The organism is Streptomyces angustmyceticus (genome assembly GCF_019933235.1).
Lineage (GTDB): Bacteria > Actinomycetota > Actinomycetes > Streptomycetales > Streptomycetaceae > Streptomyces > Streptomyces angustmyceticus.
Window position 1 is genome coordinate 2298168 of record NZ_CP082945.1, and the last position, 12707, is coordinate 2310874.

Annotated in this window: 11 protein-coding genes; 1 reads left to right on the forward strand and 10 read right to left on the reverse strand. The window is 71.5% G+C overall.

Features of this window, described 5'->3' with window-relative positions:
* Positions 1-148: 148 nt before the first annotated feature.
* From K7396_RS10355 to rpsB, 5 genes are all read right to left on the reverse strand, one after another.
* Positions 149-1318, reverse strand: coding sequence for a phosphatidate cytidylyltransferase (locus tag K7396_RS10355; RefSeq protein ID WP_174886964.1), 1170 nt, complete (start codon positions 1316-1318; stop codon positions 149-151).
* Positions 1318-1875, reverse strand: a complete 558-nt coding sequence (gene frr, locus K7396_RS10360; protein ID WP_030087489.1) for a ribosome recycling factor — start codon at positions 1873-1875, stop codon at positions 1318-1320. Before frr ends, K7396_RS10355 begins: the two co-directional genes overlap by 1 nt.
* A gap of 175 nt (positions 1876-2050) precedes the next feature.
* Entirely contained in the window at positions 2051-2821 is a 771-nt protein-coding gene (gene pyrH / locus K7396_RS10365) for a UMP kinase (RefSeq protein ID WP_086716962.1), read from the reverse strand.
* Positions 2822-2983: 162 nt separating this feature from the next.
* A complete protein-coding gene (gene tsf / locus K7396_RS10370; RefSeq protein WP_086716961.1) occupies positions 2984-3820 on the reverse strand; it encodes a translation elongation factor Ts in 837 nt (278 codons plus the stop codon).
* Between the two features lie 108 nt (positions 3821-3928).
* Positions 3929-4825 carry a 30S ribosomal protein S2 gene (rpsB, locus tag K7396_RS10375; protein WP_086716960.1) on the reverse strand — a complete coding sequence of 299 codons (897 nt, stop codon included), beginning with the start codon at positions 4823-4825 and terminating at the stop codon, positions 3929-3931.
* Positions 4826-5166: 341 nt separating this feature from the next.
* Between rpsB and K7396_RS35945 the strand changes: the two genes are divergently transcribed.
* On the forward strand, positions 5167-6888 hold the full coding sequence (locus K7396_RS35945) for a M23 family metallopeptidase (RefSeq protein ID WP_218039131.1): 1722 nt from the start codon (positions 5167-5169) through the stop codon (positions 6886-6888).
* A gap of 357 nt (positions 6889-7245) precedes the next feature.
* Here K7396_RS35945 and K7396_RS10385 read toward each other — a convergent pair whose 3' ends face one another.
* From K7396_RS10385 to K7396_RS10405, 5 genes are all read right to left on the reverse strand, one after another.
* Positions 7246-7785, reverse strand: coding sequence for a TetR/AcrR family transcriptional regulator (locus tag K7396_RS10385; RefSeq protein ID WP_152104866.1), 540 nt, complete (start codon positions 7783-7785; stop codon positions 7246-7248).
* 128 nt (positions 7786-7913) lie between these two features.
* On the reverse strand, positions 7914-8750 hold the full coding sequence (gene whiG, locus K7396_RS10390; RefSeq protein WP_088800290.1) for an RNA polymerase sigma factor WhiG: 837 nt from the start codon (positions 8748-8750) through the stop codon (positions 7914-7916).
* A 360-nt stretch (positions 8751-9110) separates the two neighbouring features.
* Positions 9111-10451 carry a DNA-processing protein DprA gene (gene dprA, locus K7396_RS10395; RefSeq protein WP_223659847.1) on the reverse strand — a complete coding sequence of 447 codons (1341 nt, stop codon included), beginning with the start codon at positions 10449-10451 and terminating at the stop codon, positions 9111-9113.
* Positions 10448-12115 carry a YifB family Mg chelatase-like AAA ATPase gene (locus K7396_RS10400; RefSeq protein WP_086721198.1) on the reverse strand — a complete coding sequence of 556 codons (1668 nt, stop codon included), beginning with the start codon at positions 12113-12115 and terminating at the stop codon, positions 10448-10450. The genes dprA and K7396_RS10400 overlap by 4 nt, the downstream gene beginning before the upstream one ends.
* Entirely contained in the window at positions 12115-12504 is a 390-nt protein-coding gene (locus tag K7396_RS10405; RefSeq protein WP_086721210.1) for a YraN family protein, read from the reverse strand. Before K7396_RS10405 ends, K7396_RS10400 begins: the two co-directional genes overlap by 1 nt.
* Positions 12505-12707: the final 203 nt, after the last annotated feature.

Consider the following 12707-nt stretch of genomic DNA (forward strand, 5'->3'; position numbering starts at 1 on the left):
CACACGAAAAGGGGCCTGCCGCCCATGCGGCAGACCCCTCACGTGCGGCGGGAGCCCGGCTTCCCCTTCGTCCGCGGGGAACGTACGCGGGAAGGCGATCAGCGGGACAGCGCCCGTTCCCGGGCTCTCCCCTGCGAAAGCCCTGTGATCAGCCGGCTCCCACGAAGACCACGAACAGCAGCCAGACGACCGGGGCGGTCGGCAGCAGGGAGTCGAGGCGGTCCATGATGCCGCCGTGACCGGGGAGCAGGGTGCCCATGTCCTTGATGCCGAGATCACGCTTGATCATGGATTCGCCGAGGTCGCCGAGGGTGGCGCTGGCCGCGACCGCGAGGCCGAGCAGCAGGCCCTGCCACCAGGCACCGTGCGCGATCAGGAACTCCATGCACAGCGCGCCGGCCACCATCGCGAAGAGCACCGCGCCGACGAGTCCCTCGCGGGTCTTGCCGGGGCTGATGCGCGGGGCGAGCTTGTGCTTGCCGAACCGCCAGCCGACCGCGTACGCACCGGTGTCGCTGACGACCGTGAGCAGCAGGAAGGTCAGCACCCGCTCCGGCCCGTCGGGCTCGGCGGCGAGCATCAGCGCCACGAACGTCGCGAGGAACGGCACGTAGAACGCCGCGAAGACACCGGCGGTGACATCCCGCAGGTAGTTCTCGGGCGCCTCGGTCATCCGCCAGACGAGGACGGCGAGCGCGGTGAGCGCCATCGCCACCCAGGCGCCCTCGGCACCGCGGATGTATCCGGCGGCCACCATGGCGGTGCCGCCGACCGCGAGCGGCACCAGCGGCACCTTGATGTCCTTGCGCTCCGCCAGCCGCGAGGTCAGCTCCCACAGGCCCACGACGACGGCGACCGCTATCACGCCGATGAACACGGGCTTGTAGACGAAGAGCGACGCAACGATGATCACGCCGAGGCCGATACCGACCCCTATCGCGGCGCGCAGGTTGCGGCCCGCGCTCTTCTTCTTCGGCTTCTCTGAGTCCGGCGAGCTGTCGGACCCGGAAAGAGAGGTGGGCATGGGCTCCTGCGGCTTTTCGTCGCGGAACAGGGGGCCGCTCAGTCGAGCAGCCCCCCGGTCGTCCAGGTGGTCCCGGCTATCCCGGATGTCCCGATGTTCCCGGTCGTCGTCCTGGTGTCCGCCCGGCCCGGGTACGAAGGGCATGGGCCGAGTCTGCGCCGCGTCGCCCCAGTCGTGCACGGGACCCGCCGGGGCGGGGGGCGCCGCCCCGCGGAGCGAGGGGGCCGGTGCGTGCTCGGGGCGCCCCCATTGACCGGCGCCGGGCGGGGCGGCCCCCCAGGAAGACTCGTTCATCAGACCTCGAGGAGCTCGGATTCCTTGTGCTTGAGGAGCTCGTCCACCTGCGCGACGTACTTCGCGGTGGTGTCGTCGAGCTCCTTCTCGGCGCGGCGCACCTCGTCCTCGCCGGTCTCCTTGTCCTTGACCAGCTTGTCGAGGGTCTCCTTGGCCTTGCGCCGGACGCTGCGGATCGAGATCTTCGCGTCCTCGCCCTTGTTCTTGGCGACCTTGATGAACTCCTTGCGGCGCTCCTCGGTCAGCTCGGGGAACGTCACCCGGATGATATTGCCGTCGTTGCTCGGGTTGACGCCGAGGTCGGAGTCGCGGATGGCCTGCTCGATGTTGCGCAGCGCGCTCTTGTCGAACGGGGTCACCACGGCCATCCGCGGTTCGGGCACCGAGAACGACGCCAGCTGGTTGATCGGCGTCATCGCACCGTAGTAGTCCGCCACGATCTTGTTGAACATCGCCGGGTGCGCACGCCCGGTGCGAATCGCGGCGAAGTCCTCCTTGGCGACCACGACGGCCTTCTCCATCTTCTCCTCGGCCTCGAGGAGGATCTCTTCGATCACCACTTGCTCCTGGTCTTTTCGGTAAGAAGCAGAGCCTCGCCCCTGCCGCGCGTCTTCTCCTGCACGGTGTCCGACCGGCAGGCCGTTGTCCATCCCCGTACCAGGGTCTCCCCCGGTGCGGGAGCTGCCGCCCGTACAGGCCGATGCCCGTACGGAACCACGGCAGTTGGGGCCGTCAGGCCCGGGTGCCCTGATCGCTGACGAGCGTGCCGATCTTCTCACCCTTCACCGCGCGCGCGATGTTGCCCTCGGCGAGCAGCTCGAAGACGAGGATCGGGAGCTTGTTGTCCCGGCACAGCGTGATGGCGGTGGCGTCGGCGATCTTCAGATCCCGGGTGATGACCTCGCCGTATTCGAGGGCGTCGAACTTCACCGCGTCCGGGTTCTTCTTGGGGTCGGAGTCGTAGACGCCGTCCACCCCGTTCTTGCCCATCAGCATGGCCTCGGCGTCGATCTCCAGGGCGCGCTGGGCGGCGGTGGTGTCCGTGGAGAAGTACGGCATGCCCATGCCGGCGCCGAAGATCACGACCCGGCCCTTCTCCAGATGGCGCACCGCACGCAGCGGAATGTACGGCTCCGCCACCTGTCCCATGGTGATGGCCGTCTGGACGCGGGAGTCGATGCCCTCCTTCTCCAGGAAGTCCTGGAGGGCCAGGCAGTTCATGACCGTGCCCAGCATGCCCATGTAGTCGGAGCGGGCGCGGTCCATGCCGCGCTGCTGGAGTTCAGCGCCACGGAAGAAGTTGCCGCCGCCGATCACGATGGCGATCTCGTAGCCGTCGCGCACCACGGCGGCGATCTCGCGGGCCATCGCGTGCACGACGTCGGGGTCGACGCCCAGTCCGCCGCCGCCGGCGAATGCTTCGCCCGACAGCTTCAGCAGGAAGCGTCGCCTGCCGCCGTGGCCGGAATGGTCTGCGTGCGCGCCGTCGGCACCGTGAATCATTGAGCTCTCCTCGTGCACATACGAAGAAGGCCATTGCCGTGGGTCTGGTTCAGATCCCTGTGCGGCAATGGCCTCCTCGTCACATCTGCGGCCGGCCGTTGAGCGGCCGACTGCGTACGACCCTAGCGGGGTCGCAGGTCATTCGCTGCCTTCGCGACAGGCTCAGATGCCGACCTTGATGCGCGCGAAGCGCTTCAGGGTGACACCGGCCTCCTGGAGGACCTTCTCGACGGACTTCTTGTTGTCGAGCGCGTACGGCTGGCCGAGCAGCGTCGCGTCCTTGAAGAAGCCGTTGAGGCGACCCTCGACGATCTTCGGAAGAGCGGCCTCGGGCTTGCCCTCCGCGCGGGTGGTCTCCTCGGCGACACGGCGCTCGGCCTCGACGACCTCGGCCGGGACGTCGTCCTTGGCCAGGTACTTCGGGGCGAACGCGGCGATGTGCTGCGCGATGCCCTTGGCGACCTCGGCGTTCTCCTTGTCGAGCTCGACGAGGACACCGATCTGCGGGGGAAGGTCGGGCATGGTGCGGTGCATGTACACCGACACGAAGCCGTCGGAGAACTGCGCGAAGCGGTCCAGGACGATCTTCTCGCCCAGCGTGGCGTTGGCCTCGTCGACGAACGCCTGGACGGTCTTGCCGGCCTCGATCTCGGAGGCGAGCAGGGCCTCGATGTCGGCCGGGGAGGTCTTCGCGACGTGCGCGGCGATCTCGTTGGCGACGGCCTGGAACTTCTCGCCCTTGGCGACGAAGTCCGTCTCGCACTTCAGCTCGACGATGACACCGGAGGTGTTGTCGTCGGCGACGAGGGAGACCACCGCGCCGTTCTCGGCGGAACGGCCCTCGCGCTTGGCGACGCCCTTCTGGCCCTTGATGCGCAGCGCCTCGACGGCCTTGTCGACGTTGCCCTCGGCCTCGTCCAGGGCCTTCTTGCAGTCCATCATGCCGGCGCCGGTGAGCTCGCGGAGCTTCTTGACGTCAGCGGCGGTGTAGTTCGCCATGGTCTGTGAATCTCTTCTCGAAATCTCGAAGTCGAAAGATCTACGGGTGGACGGCGGGGGCGGCGCTTGTGGCGCCCTCCCCCGCCGTCGTCAACCGGATGCTGCGGGTCAGGCCTGCTCGGCCGGCTTCTCGGCCTCGGCGGCGGGGGCCTCGGCGGCAGGAGCCTCAGCGGCGGGGGCCTCGGCGGGCTTCTCCTCGGCCTTGGGGGCCTCGTCGTCAGCCTTCTTCTCGCCCTCGAGCAGGTCACGCTCCCACTCGGCCAGCGGCTCGGCGGCAGCCTTGTCGCCGGGCTTCTGGTCGCCGGTGGCAGCGCCGGAGCGGGCGATGAGGCCCTCGGCGACGGCGTCGGCGATCACGCGGGTGAGCAGGGTGACGGAGCGGATCGCGTCGTCGTTGCCCGGGATCTTGTAGTCGACCTCGTCCGGGTCGCAGTTGGTGTCGAGGATCGCGACGACCGGGATGTTGAGCTTGCGCGCCTCACCGACGGCAATGTGCTCCTTCTTGGTGTCCACGATCCAGACGGCGCTGGGCACCTTCTGCATCTCGCGGATACCGCCCAGGGTCTTCTCCAGCTTGGCCTTCTCGCGGGAGAGGACCAGGAGCTCCTTCTTGGTGAGGCCGGAGGCGGCCACATCCTCGAAGTCGATCTGCTCGAGCTCCTTCAGGCGCTGCAGGCGCTTGTAGACGGTCGAGAAGTTGGTCAGCATGCCGCCGAGCCAGCGCTGGTTCACGTAGGGCATGCCCACGCGGGTCGCCTGCTCGGCAATGGCCTCCTGGGCCTGCTTCTTCGTGCCGACGAACATGACCGAGCCGCCGTGGGCGACGGTCTCCTTGACGAACTCGTAGGCGCGGTCGATGTACGACAGCGACTGGAGCAGGTCGATGATGTAGATGCCGTTGCGCTCGGTGAAGATGAAGCGCTTCATCTTCGGGTTCCAGCGGCGGGTCTGGTGCCCGAAGTGGACGCCGCTCTCCAGCAGCTCCCGCATCGTGACGACGGCCATGGCCGTACTCCTTGTTGTTCTCGGTTCCACTGCGGCCGGTCGGCCGCGGTGCCTGACGCCCCGACGCACCTGCCGGGGAAGACACCTTGCGGAGCCGTCCGAGGACCGAGGGGCGCGGCCGTCGTGCTGCCCGAAAAGGGACTGGTGCACTGACAGCGGGGCGTGCGAAGTCGACCCGGTGACCCGGATCGCCATCAGAAGTGTACGGGACTGCCGATGCACCGGGCGACACGCACCATTTCGAGCCCCACACGGGTGACACCGTTGTCCACAACCACCCGCCGGTCCACAGCCCCGGACCAAGATCCCCACCACACGCCGGACTGCGCCACGGTCGGTGCATGCGACGAAACACACGACAGACCCCGCCGCTGCGGAACCGGCCGGACGAGACCGGACGGGTCCTGCGGCAGAATCCTTCACACGAGACCGGACGGGTCCTGCGGCAGGACCCTTCACACCATGCCGGGCGGGTCCCACGGCAGAGCCCCCCACACCAGACCGGGTGGGTCCCACAGCAGATCCCCCCACACGAGGCCGGACGGGTCTCGCGGCGGAAGCCACCGCAAGAGACCGGAGAGAGCCCGCGCCGGAACTTGTCACGCGACACCGGACTGGGCGCGCCGCCGGGCGATTCCTGGGAGGCGCCATCGTGTCGTGCCCGGGTGCAGCCTCCGTCGTGCGGCATCGGGCGAACCCTGGGGCGGTGCTCGTGTTCGTGGTCGGGCCGCGGGTCACCTTCGGTCTCGCTTGCTCCCTGGCCGCGCCCCACTCCGCCTCCTCCGCCTCCCTCACCCTGCTCCTCGCCCCCGCGCTGTCCCTCTTCTTCGCCTCCTCCGGCCCCGGTCGTCCCGCCGGCGGTCCCTCCCCCGCCACGCTTCCGCCCGCCTGCTCCCTTACCGCCGGCCCCGCCCGGAGGACCGGCCGGTCCCGGACCGAGCTGCTTCTTCCCGGCCCGCGCTGTCACCGCAGTACTGGCACCCGCCGTCGCCGCGGTGCTCACCGCCCTGTCCCCCACACCGGCGATCGCCACCGCTCCGTCCACCGCTGCGGGCGCGAGGGCGGAGCCGGGTGCGGCACAGAAGCCGGGCCAGCCTGCGGTAGGCGCGGCGCACGCCGAAGGGGCGACCCAGGCAGCGGGCAGAGTGAGCGGAGCGCAGAGGCGGGCAGTGGTGGCGGGGGTGGTAGGCGGCAAGGAGGTGCGGCGCCCCGGAGACACGACACGCTCCCGGACCACAGCCCGGCGCAGCGACGCAGGACGCCCGGGGACCACTGCTCGGCCCAGGGACGCGGCCTACCCGAGGTCGGCAGCGCGCTCCAGGGATCCGGCACCTCCCGACGTCTCGCCTGGAACCCCGGGGCGACAGGAAGCAGCGGCACGGGACGACCATCCACCAGGTGCAGACCGGTCGTGGCCGGTGGGGGGAGCCGCGGGCATAGGGCCCACGGTGGTGCGCGGCTGGGAGCCGCCCCCTTCCCCTTGGGCGGCCGGGCACCGAGGCGTGGACCTCGCTGCGTCCTCGGGCGCCCCGGTGCGAGCGGCGGCGCCCGGCCGGGTTGCGTTCGCGGGGACCGTCGCGGGCCGTGGCGTCCTGACGATCGAGGTGTCCGGCTCGGGCCGTCCCCCCTTACGCACCACGTACGAGCCCGTGCGCCCCACGGTTCACAAGGGCCAGCACGTCATCGCAGGTCAGCAAGTTGCCGTCCTGCAGCACGGGCCATTCCACTGCCGGGCGCCATGCCTCCACTGGGGACTGCGCCGCGGCAAGAGCTATCTGGATCCGCTGTCCCTACTGCCCCGCAGCATGCTCCGCGGCGGCCCCTCACGACTACTGCCGATCTTCGGGATCCCCGTACCGGCGAGCGCCGGCACGGTTCCCCACCAGCCAGGATCGGCAGAGCCGGGGGATTCCTCGCTACCTACGAAACCAGCAGCTCGGAAGGGAAGCTCTGCGCCAACAGGAGCCGCCCTCATGACAGCCGGCGGACTCGCGGCGGCGGCAATCTGGGCACTCGGCCGTCTCCGTAGGGCCCGCCCTACGGATATCGAGGAGGGGGTGTAGTGCAAAGGAGGGGAAGGCGACCCAGCCCTCGGCGGGCGGCCCACGATCACGAGGTGGCCGGGCCGCCAGCCTGAATGCGCCGGGACAGGCCACGGGGCGATGTCGTTTCGCACCGCTATCGACTGTCGACCTGCGCCGCGTCGGCGACCCTGCTGAGCAAACCGCACAGGTAGCGCCTACGCGACAAGGCGTGCTGCTCGTCGGCCGGCGCGGGCTGCGGGCTGCGGGCTGCGGGCTGCGGGCTGCGGGCTGCGGGCTGCGGGCTGCGGGCTGCGGGCTGCGGGCTGAACGAGCGTGGAGGTGGTGGAGGTGGGTGGGTGGGCCGGGGGCCCGGGGGGGGAGAGAGAAGCCCCCGAGTCAGCCGCGAACCCCGCGCAGCGCCATCGCCACCGCCGCCTCCGTGATCTCGTCCGGGTCCTCTGCGGCACCGAGTTCGATGCGGCGGACCGCGGCGTCGACGACTCCCTGGAGGAGCATGGCCGCGAGTCGGGGTTGTGCGTGGCCGAGGGCGGCGAGCGCCTCGACGATCATGGCGATCAGCCCGCCATGCGCCGCGCGGATCTTCTCGCGTGCTCCGGCGTCCAGTTCGCCGGCCGAGATGGCGACGACGGCACGGTGGCGCCGGTCGCCGACGAGGGCGAGCTGCCGTCGCACATACGCCTCGATCTTCCCCTCGGGCGTGTCGACGCGCTCCATCGCCGCTTCCACCTCGGCGGCCCAGACCGGGAAATCGACGGCGCACAGCTCTTCGACGACAGCGGCGCGCGAGCGGAAGTACTCGTACACGGAGGAGCGCGCGAGGCCCGTGCGCTCGGCGAGGGCGGGGAAGGTCAGCGCTTCCGTACCGCCTTCGGACAGCAGGGTGCGGGCGGCGTCCAAGAGGGCGCCGCGCTGCATCGTCCGGTGCTCGGCCACAGAGGCCGCTCGAATCCTGGGCACATCACCACTCTACGGATGGCGTGCCCGTCGTGGCACTCCGCATGGCAACACGGCCCGGCGGGCAGCCCCGACGTCCGGGAGGTGACTCAGCGTCCGACGTCGGCGAGCTTCGCTCTGAGCTGGAGTACGGACTTGGTGTGGATCTGGCTGACCCTGCTCTCCGTGACGCCGAGGACGTTGCCGATCTCGGCGAGTGTGAGCCCTTCGTAGTAGTAGAGCGTGACCACGGTCTTCTCGCGTTCGGGAAGGGTGTTGATGGCGCGCGCGAGCAGCCGTCGCAGCTCGCGGTCCTCGGCGATCTCGACGGGGTTCTCGGCGGCCGTGTCCTCAAGGGTGTCCATCAGGCTCAGCCGTTCGCCCCCCTCTCCGCCGACGTGCAGCAGTTCTTCCAGCGCCACCACGTTCGCCAGCGACAGCTGGCTGAACACGCCGTGGAGTTCCTCCAGCGCGATGCCCATCTCCTCGGCGACCTCCGCCTCGGACGGGGTACGGCGCAGTTGCGCTTCGAGGGTGGCGTAGGCGCGTTCGACGGCGCGGGCCTTCTGCCGGACGGAGCGCGGGATCCAGTCCAGTGCGCGCAGTTCGTCGATCATCGCGCCGCGGATGCGGGTGATGGCGTAGGTCTCGAACTTGATGGCGCGCTCGGGTTCGAACTTCTCGATGGCGTCGATCAGTCCGAAGACTCCGGAGGAGACGAAGTCGGCCTGCTCGACGTTGGGGGGCAGGCCGACGCTGACGCGGCCGGCGACGTACTTGACCAGCGGCGAGTAGTGCAGGATCAGCTGTTCCCGCAGCCGCCCGTCACCCGACGCCTTGTAGGAGCGCCACAGCTCGTCGAGCGAGGTGGGCGGGGCGGGGCGCACGCTGCCGCGCGCGGCGGGTGGTACAGCCGCACGGTCAGACCCGGAGGTGTGCTGGGGCATTCGTCGCCTTGAGCCGTTCTGCCGAGACGCGGGTGGGTGGATGTCTGGGGGTTGAATTGCCTGTGAGCGTAGCGTGACCGAAGCGTCGCGGTGCGCGAGGACGGCAGGTTCGGGCGTGCGCAGATACGTTCCGCTGCCCGCACCTCAGGGTTACCCCGTACGGCGTGGCGGCGCCCGGGCAGAGAGCCGGGCGCGGGCCCGGGAGGGCCGTGCGGCCGGAGGCGGTGACACGGCGTGCGGAACCTCGCGCCTTTCCTGCACCTCATCGCCGTCTCCCCACGGATCGGGCCCCGTGCCCGAAGCACGGCAAACCTGGATTCTGCGGTCATTCCCCTCACCCTTTCACCCGTTCGCCCCAGGTCAAGCACCGCCTCGCCGGGAAGCTCCGGTCGCCTCGGCGCGTCGCGCCAACTCCCAGCGATCACCGCACCTTTGCACGAATCCGAGGGACAACAGCTCGAAGAGTTTGCTCTGGGTGACATCGCGGGGCGTGCCGGCTTCCTCCGCCAGCCGGACGGTGTCCGCGGCGCCGCGCGCGGGGAGCGCCTCCAGTACGCGGGTCGCGAGGGGGTCCAGGAGGTCGCGCAGGCGGGTCGGGCCCTGCCGCTCGGGGGCCAGGTCGCCGATGCTGCCGACGAGTTCGATGACCTCGTCGGCATCGGTGACCACCACGGCCTCGCCGCGCAGCAGTTGATGCACACCGGCGGACAGGCTGCTGGTGACCGGGCCCGGCACGCCCATCGTGAAGCGGCCGAGGGCCAGCGCTCGCCGGGCGGTGACGAGGGAGCCGCTGCGGAGTTCGGCCTCCACGACGACGGTGCCTCGGGTGAGTGCCGCGATGACGCGGTTGCGCTGGATGAAGCGGCTGCGGGTGGGGTGGTCGCCGGGCGGTAACTCGGCGACCACCAAGCCCTGTTCGGCGATCCGGCCGATCAACTCGGTGTGACCCCGAGGGTAGGCGTGGTCGACGCCGGAGGCCATGACGGCGATGGTCGCGCCGTCGGCGGCCAGCGCGCCGCGGTGGGCCGCGCCGTCGATGCCGTAGGCGGCGCCGGAGACCACGGTCCAGCCGCGGTCAGCGAATCCGGCGCCGAGGGTGGTGGCGAGGTGCGCGCCGTATTCGGTGCAGGCCCGGGCGCCGACGACGGCGACGGAGCGCAGCGCCCACAGTCTGAGGTTGGCACCGCCGCGTACCCACAGGCCGATGGGGCGGGCGTCACCGAGATCGTCGAGCTGGCGGGGCCATTCCTCGTCCCCGGGGCAGACGAACCGGCCGCCGAGCGCGGTCATGGTGTCGAGGTCCGCGGTGGGGCGCGCCCGGGCGGCGCGCAGGCGCAGGCCCGCGATCTTGGCCGGGGTCGCGCCCGCGGGCGGGTCAGCCGCGTCGTCGGCGAGGGCGTGCCAGAGCGCCACCGGGCCCATCTCGCGCAGCCAGCGGCCGGTGGTTTCCTCACCCGGTTCGAGGATGCGGGTGAGGGCCGCGCGGGCGATGCGCTGCGGATCATGTCCCGGACGGCGGGAGGAAAGCCGTTGTCCGGTTGCCGCCGGCCCTGCGGGGCGCGGCCCGCCCGATGGGGTCGTGCTCGGTGGGGGCGTGCTGTGGCACCGCTCGGCTGTCGGAGCGGGTTCGTGGCCCCGGCAGCTCTCCGTGGCGGCGGACGGTTCTTCTGTGCCGAAGCCCCATGCGTCGGTCCTGGTCATCGCTGTGCCTGCCCGCGGGGTGACGTGGCGGCCGTGGGGGGCTTGCGGGTGAGGCCGCCTGCGCCCGCTGCCGTCGGTGCGCCGCGGCGTACGCCGGTGCGGAGCTCCAGGGCCCAGTTGACGTCGTCGAGGGTGGGGCGGTCGCGGCCGGCGAGATCGGCGGCGGTCCAGGCGACGCGGAGGACGCGGTCGAGGCCGCGGGCGGTGAGGAGGCCGCATTCGAGGTCGCGCTCCGCCGGGGCCAGAGCGCCGGGTTGGACGTGCCAGCGGGTGCGCAGTTCATGGCCGGGTACTTCGCTGTTGGTCTGCCACGGGGTGTCGGCGAGGCGGGCCGCGGCGCGCTCACGGGCGGCCTGGACGCGGGCGGCGACGGTCGCGGTGGCTTCGGCGCCGCGACCGAGGGCGACGAGTTCGGAGCGGGCGACCGGCTCCACGGCGATGCGGAGGTCCACCCGGTCCATCAGGGGTCCGGAGAGCCGGGCGCGGTAGCGGCGGATGGAGGACGGGCGGCATTCGCAGCCGCCGCCGGTGGTGCCGTGGCGTCCGCAGGGGCAGGGGTTGGCTGCGAGGGCGAGGAGGAAGCGGGCGGGCATGCGCATCATGCCCGCCGCGCGGGCGACGACGACATGGCCGGATTCGAGTGGCTGGCGCAGTGCGTCCAGGACGCGGGGGCTGCATTCGGCGGCCTCGTCCACGAAGAGCACGCCGTGGTGGGCCAGGGACACGGCTCCGGGGCGGGGCAGTCCGGTGCCGCCGCCCACCAGGGAGGCCATCGTCGCGGAGTGGTGCGGGGCGCAGTAGGGCGGCCGGTGGACGAGTGGCCCTCCGGGCGGGAGGGTGCCGGCCACCGAGTGGACGGCGGTGACCTCCAGGGACTCCTTGGAGGACAGCGGTGGCAGCAGCCCTGGGAGGCGTTCGGCGAGCATGGTCTTGCCGGCGCCGGGCGGGCCCTTGAAGAAGATGTGGTGGCGTCCGGCGGCGGCGACCTCCAGGGCGCGGCGGGCGCTGTGCTGGCCTGCGACGTCGGCGAGATCGGGAGTGTGGTCACCGGCCGGCAGGCCCGCGCCGGCGCCGGTGCCGGGCACGACCAGGCCGGCGAGGAGCGGGTCGGGGCGCCCTTCCTCGCGGGGGTCTTCCTCGTCGGGCACCGGTTCGTCGGCGAGGACGGCGATGAGCTGGCGCAGGCTGCGGATTCCGAGGACGGAGACGCCGGGGACCAGCGAGGCTTCGGCGGCGGTCTGTTCCGGGACGACGACCTGGCGGTATCCGGCGTCGGCGGCGGCCAGCACGGCGGGCAGCACGCCGCGGACGGGCCGGACCCGGCCGTCCAGGCCGAGTTCGCCGATCATCATCAGGTCGGTGAGTTCGCGGGGGTCGAGGCGTTCGGCGGCGCCGAGGACCGCGCAGGCGACGGCGAGGTCGAATCCGCTGCCGCCTTTGGGCACGGAGGCCGGGCTGAGGCCGACGGTGAGTTTTTTCTGCGGCCACTCGGCGCCGGAGTTCACGACCGCGGCCCGCACCCGCTCGCGGGACTCGATGAGGCTCTTGTCGGGGAGTCCGACGAGGGTGAAGGCGGCGACGCCGGGTTCCAGGTCGGCCTGGACCTCGACGACGACGCCTTCGACGCCGACCAGGGCGACGGAGCAGGTCCGGGCGAATCCCATCAGGCCACCCCTCGGGCGTGCTGGACGACCGGGGCGCCGCGGGCCGGAAGCAGGACGCCGATCACGTCGATCCGTACGCCTCCGGGCGGCGGGCCGCCGTGCTGTTCCAGCCAGCGTTCCGCGAGCAGCCGCAGGCGGGCGGTCTTCTCGGGGCAGACGGCCGCCATGGGGTGTTCGTACCAGCCGGCGCGGCGGGTCTTGACCTCGCAGACCACCAGGGCGTCTCCGTCGGCGGCGACGATGTCGATCTCTCCGTCGCGGCAGCGCCAGTTGCGGTCCAGGATGCGCATTCCGGCCTCGATGAGCCGGCGGGTGGCCAGGTCTTCGCCGTACCGGCCGAGGGCGCGGCGGCGGGCGTCGGCCGGTTTGTCCGTCGGCGGGTCGGTCAGGGGCGGCCCGCCGGCCCGCTTCCCGCCTCCCGGCGGCTGGTGTTCCGTTGGCGGTGCCCCTGAGGGCGCCCTCCGCGGCCGCGGTGCGGTGCGTGCGTCGTTCCCGGCCCTGCGGCCGGCCTGCATGGCGTTCATGCGGTACCACCTCCGGCACCGACTGTGACGCTCCCGCCCCGACCTGTTGGATCTTGGTGGACAACGAA

What these genes read in the sequence shown, in the direction of transcription:
- K7396_RS10355 (WP_174886964.1), bottom strand. Translation starts at nt 1,318, where the DNA reads ATGAACGAGTCTTCCTGGGGGGCCGCCCCGCCCGGCGCCGGTCAATGG.
- pyrH (WP_086716962.1), bottom strand. Translation starts at nt 2,821, where the DNA reads ATGATTCACGGTGCCGACGGCGCGCACGCAGACCATTCCGGCCACGGC.
- tsf (WP_086716961.1), bottom strand. Translation starts at nt 3,820, where the DNA reads ATGGCGAACTACACCGCCGCTGACGTCAAGAAGCTCCGCGAGCTCACC.
- rpsB (WP_086716960.1), bottom strand. Translation starts at nt 4,825, where the DNA reads ATGGCCGTCGTCACGATGCGGGAGCTGCTGGAGAGCGGCGTCCACTTC.
- K7396_RS35945 (WP_218039131.1), top strand. Translation starts at nt 5,167, where the DNA reads ATGCGACGAAACACACGACAGACCCCGCCGCTGCGGAACCGGCCGGAC.
- K7396_RS10385 (WP_152104866.1), bottom strand. Translation starts at nt 7,785, where the DNA reads ATGCAGCGCGGCGCCCTCTTGGACGCCGCCCGCACCCTGCTGTCCGAA.
- whiG (WP_088800290.1), bottom strand. Translation starts at nt 8,750, where the DNA reads ATGCCCCAGCACACCTCCGGGTCTGACCGTGCGGCTGTACCACCCGCC.
- dprA (WP_223659847.1), bottom strand. Translation starts at nt 10,451, where the DNA reads ATGACCAGGACCGACGCATGGGGCTTCGGCACAGAAGAACCGTCCGCC.
- K7396_RS10400 (WP_086721198.1), bottom strand. Translation starts at nt 12,115, where the DNA reads ATGGGATTCGCCCGGACCTGCTCCGTCGCCCTGGTCGGCGTCGAAGGC.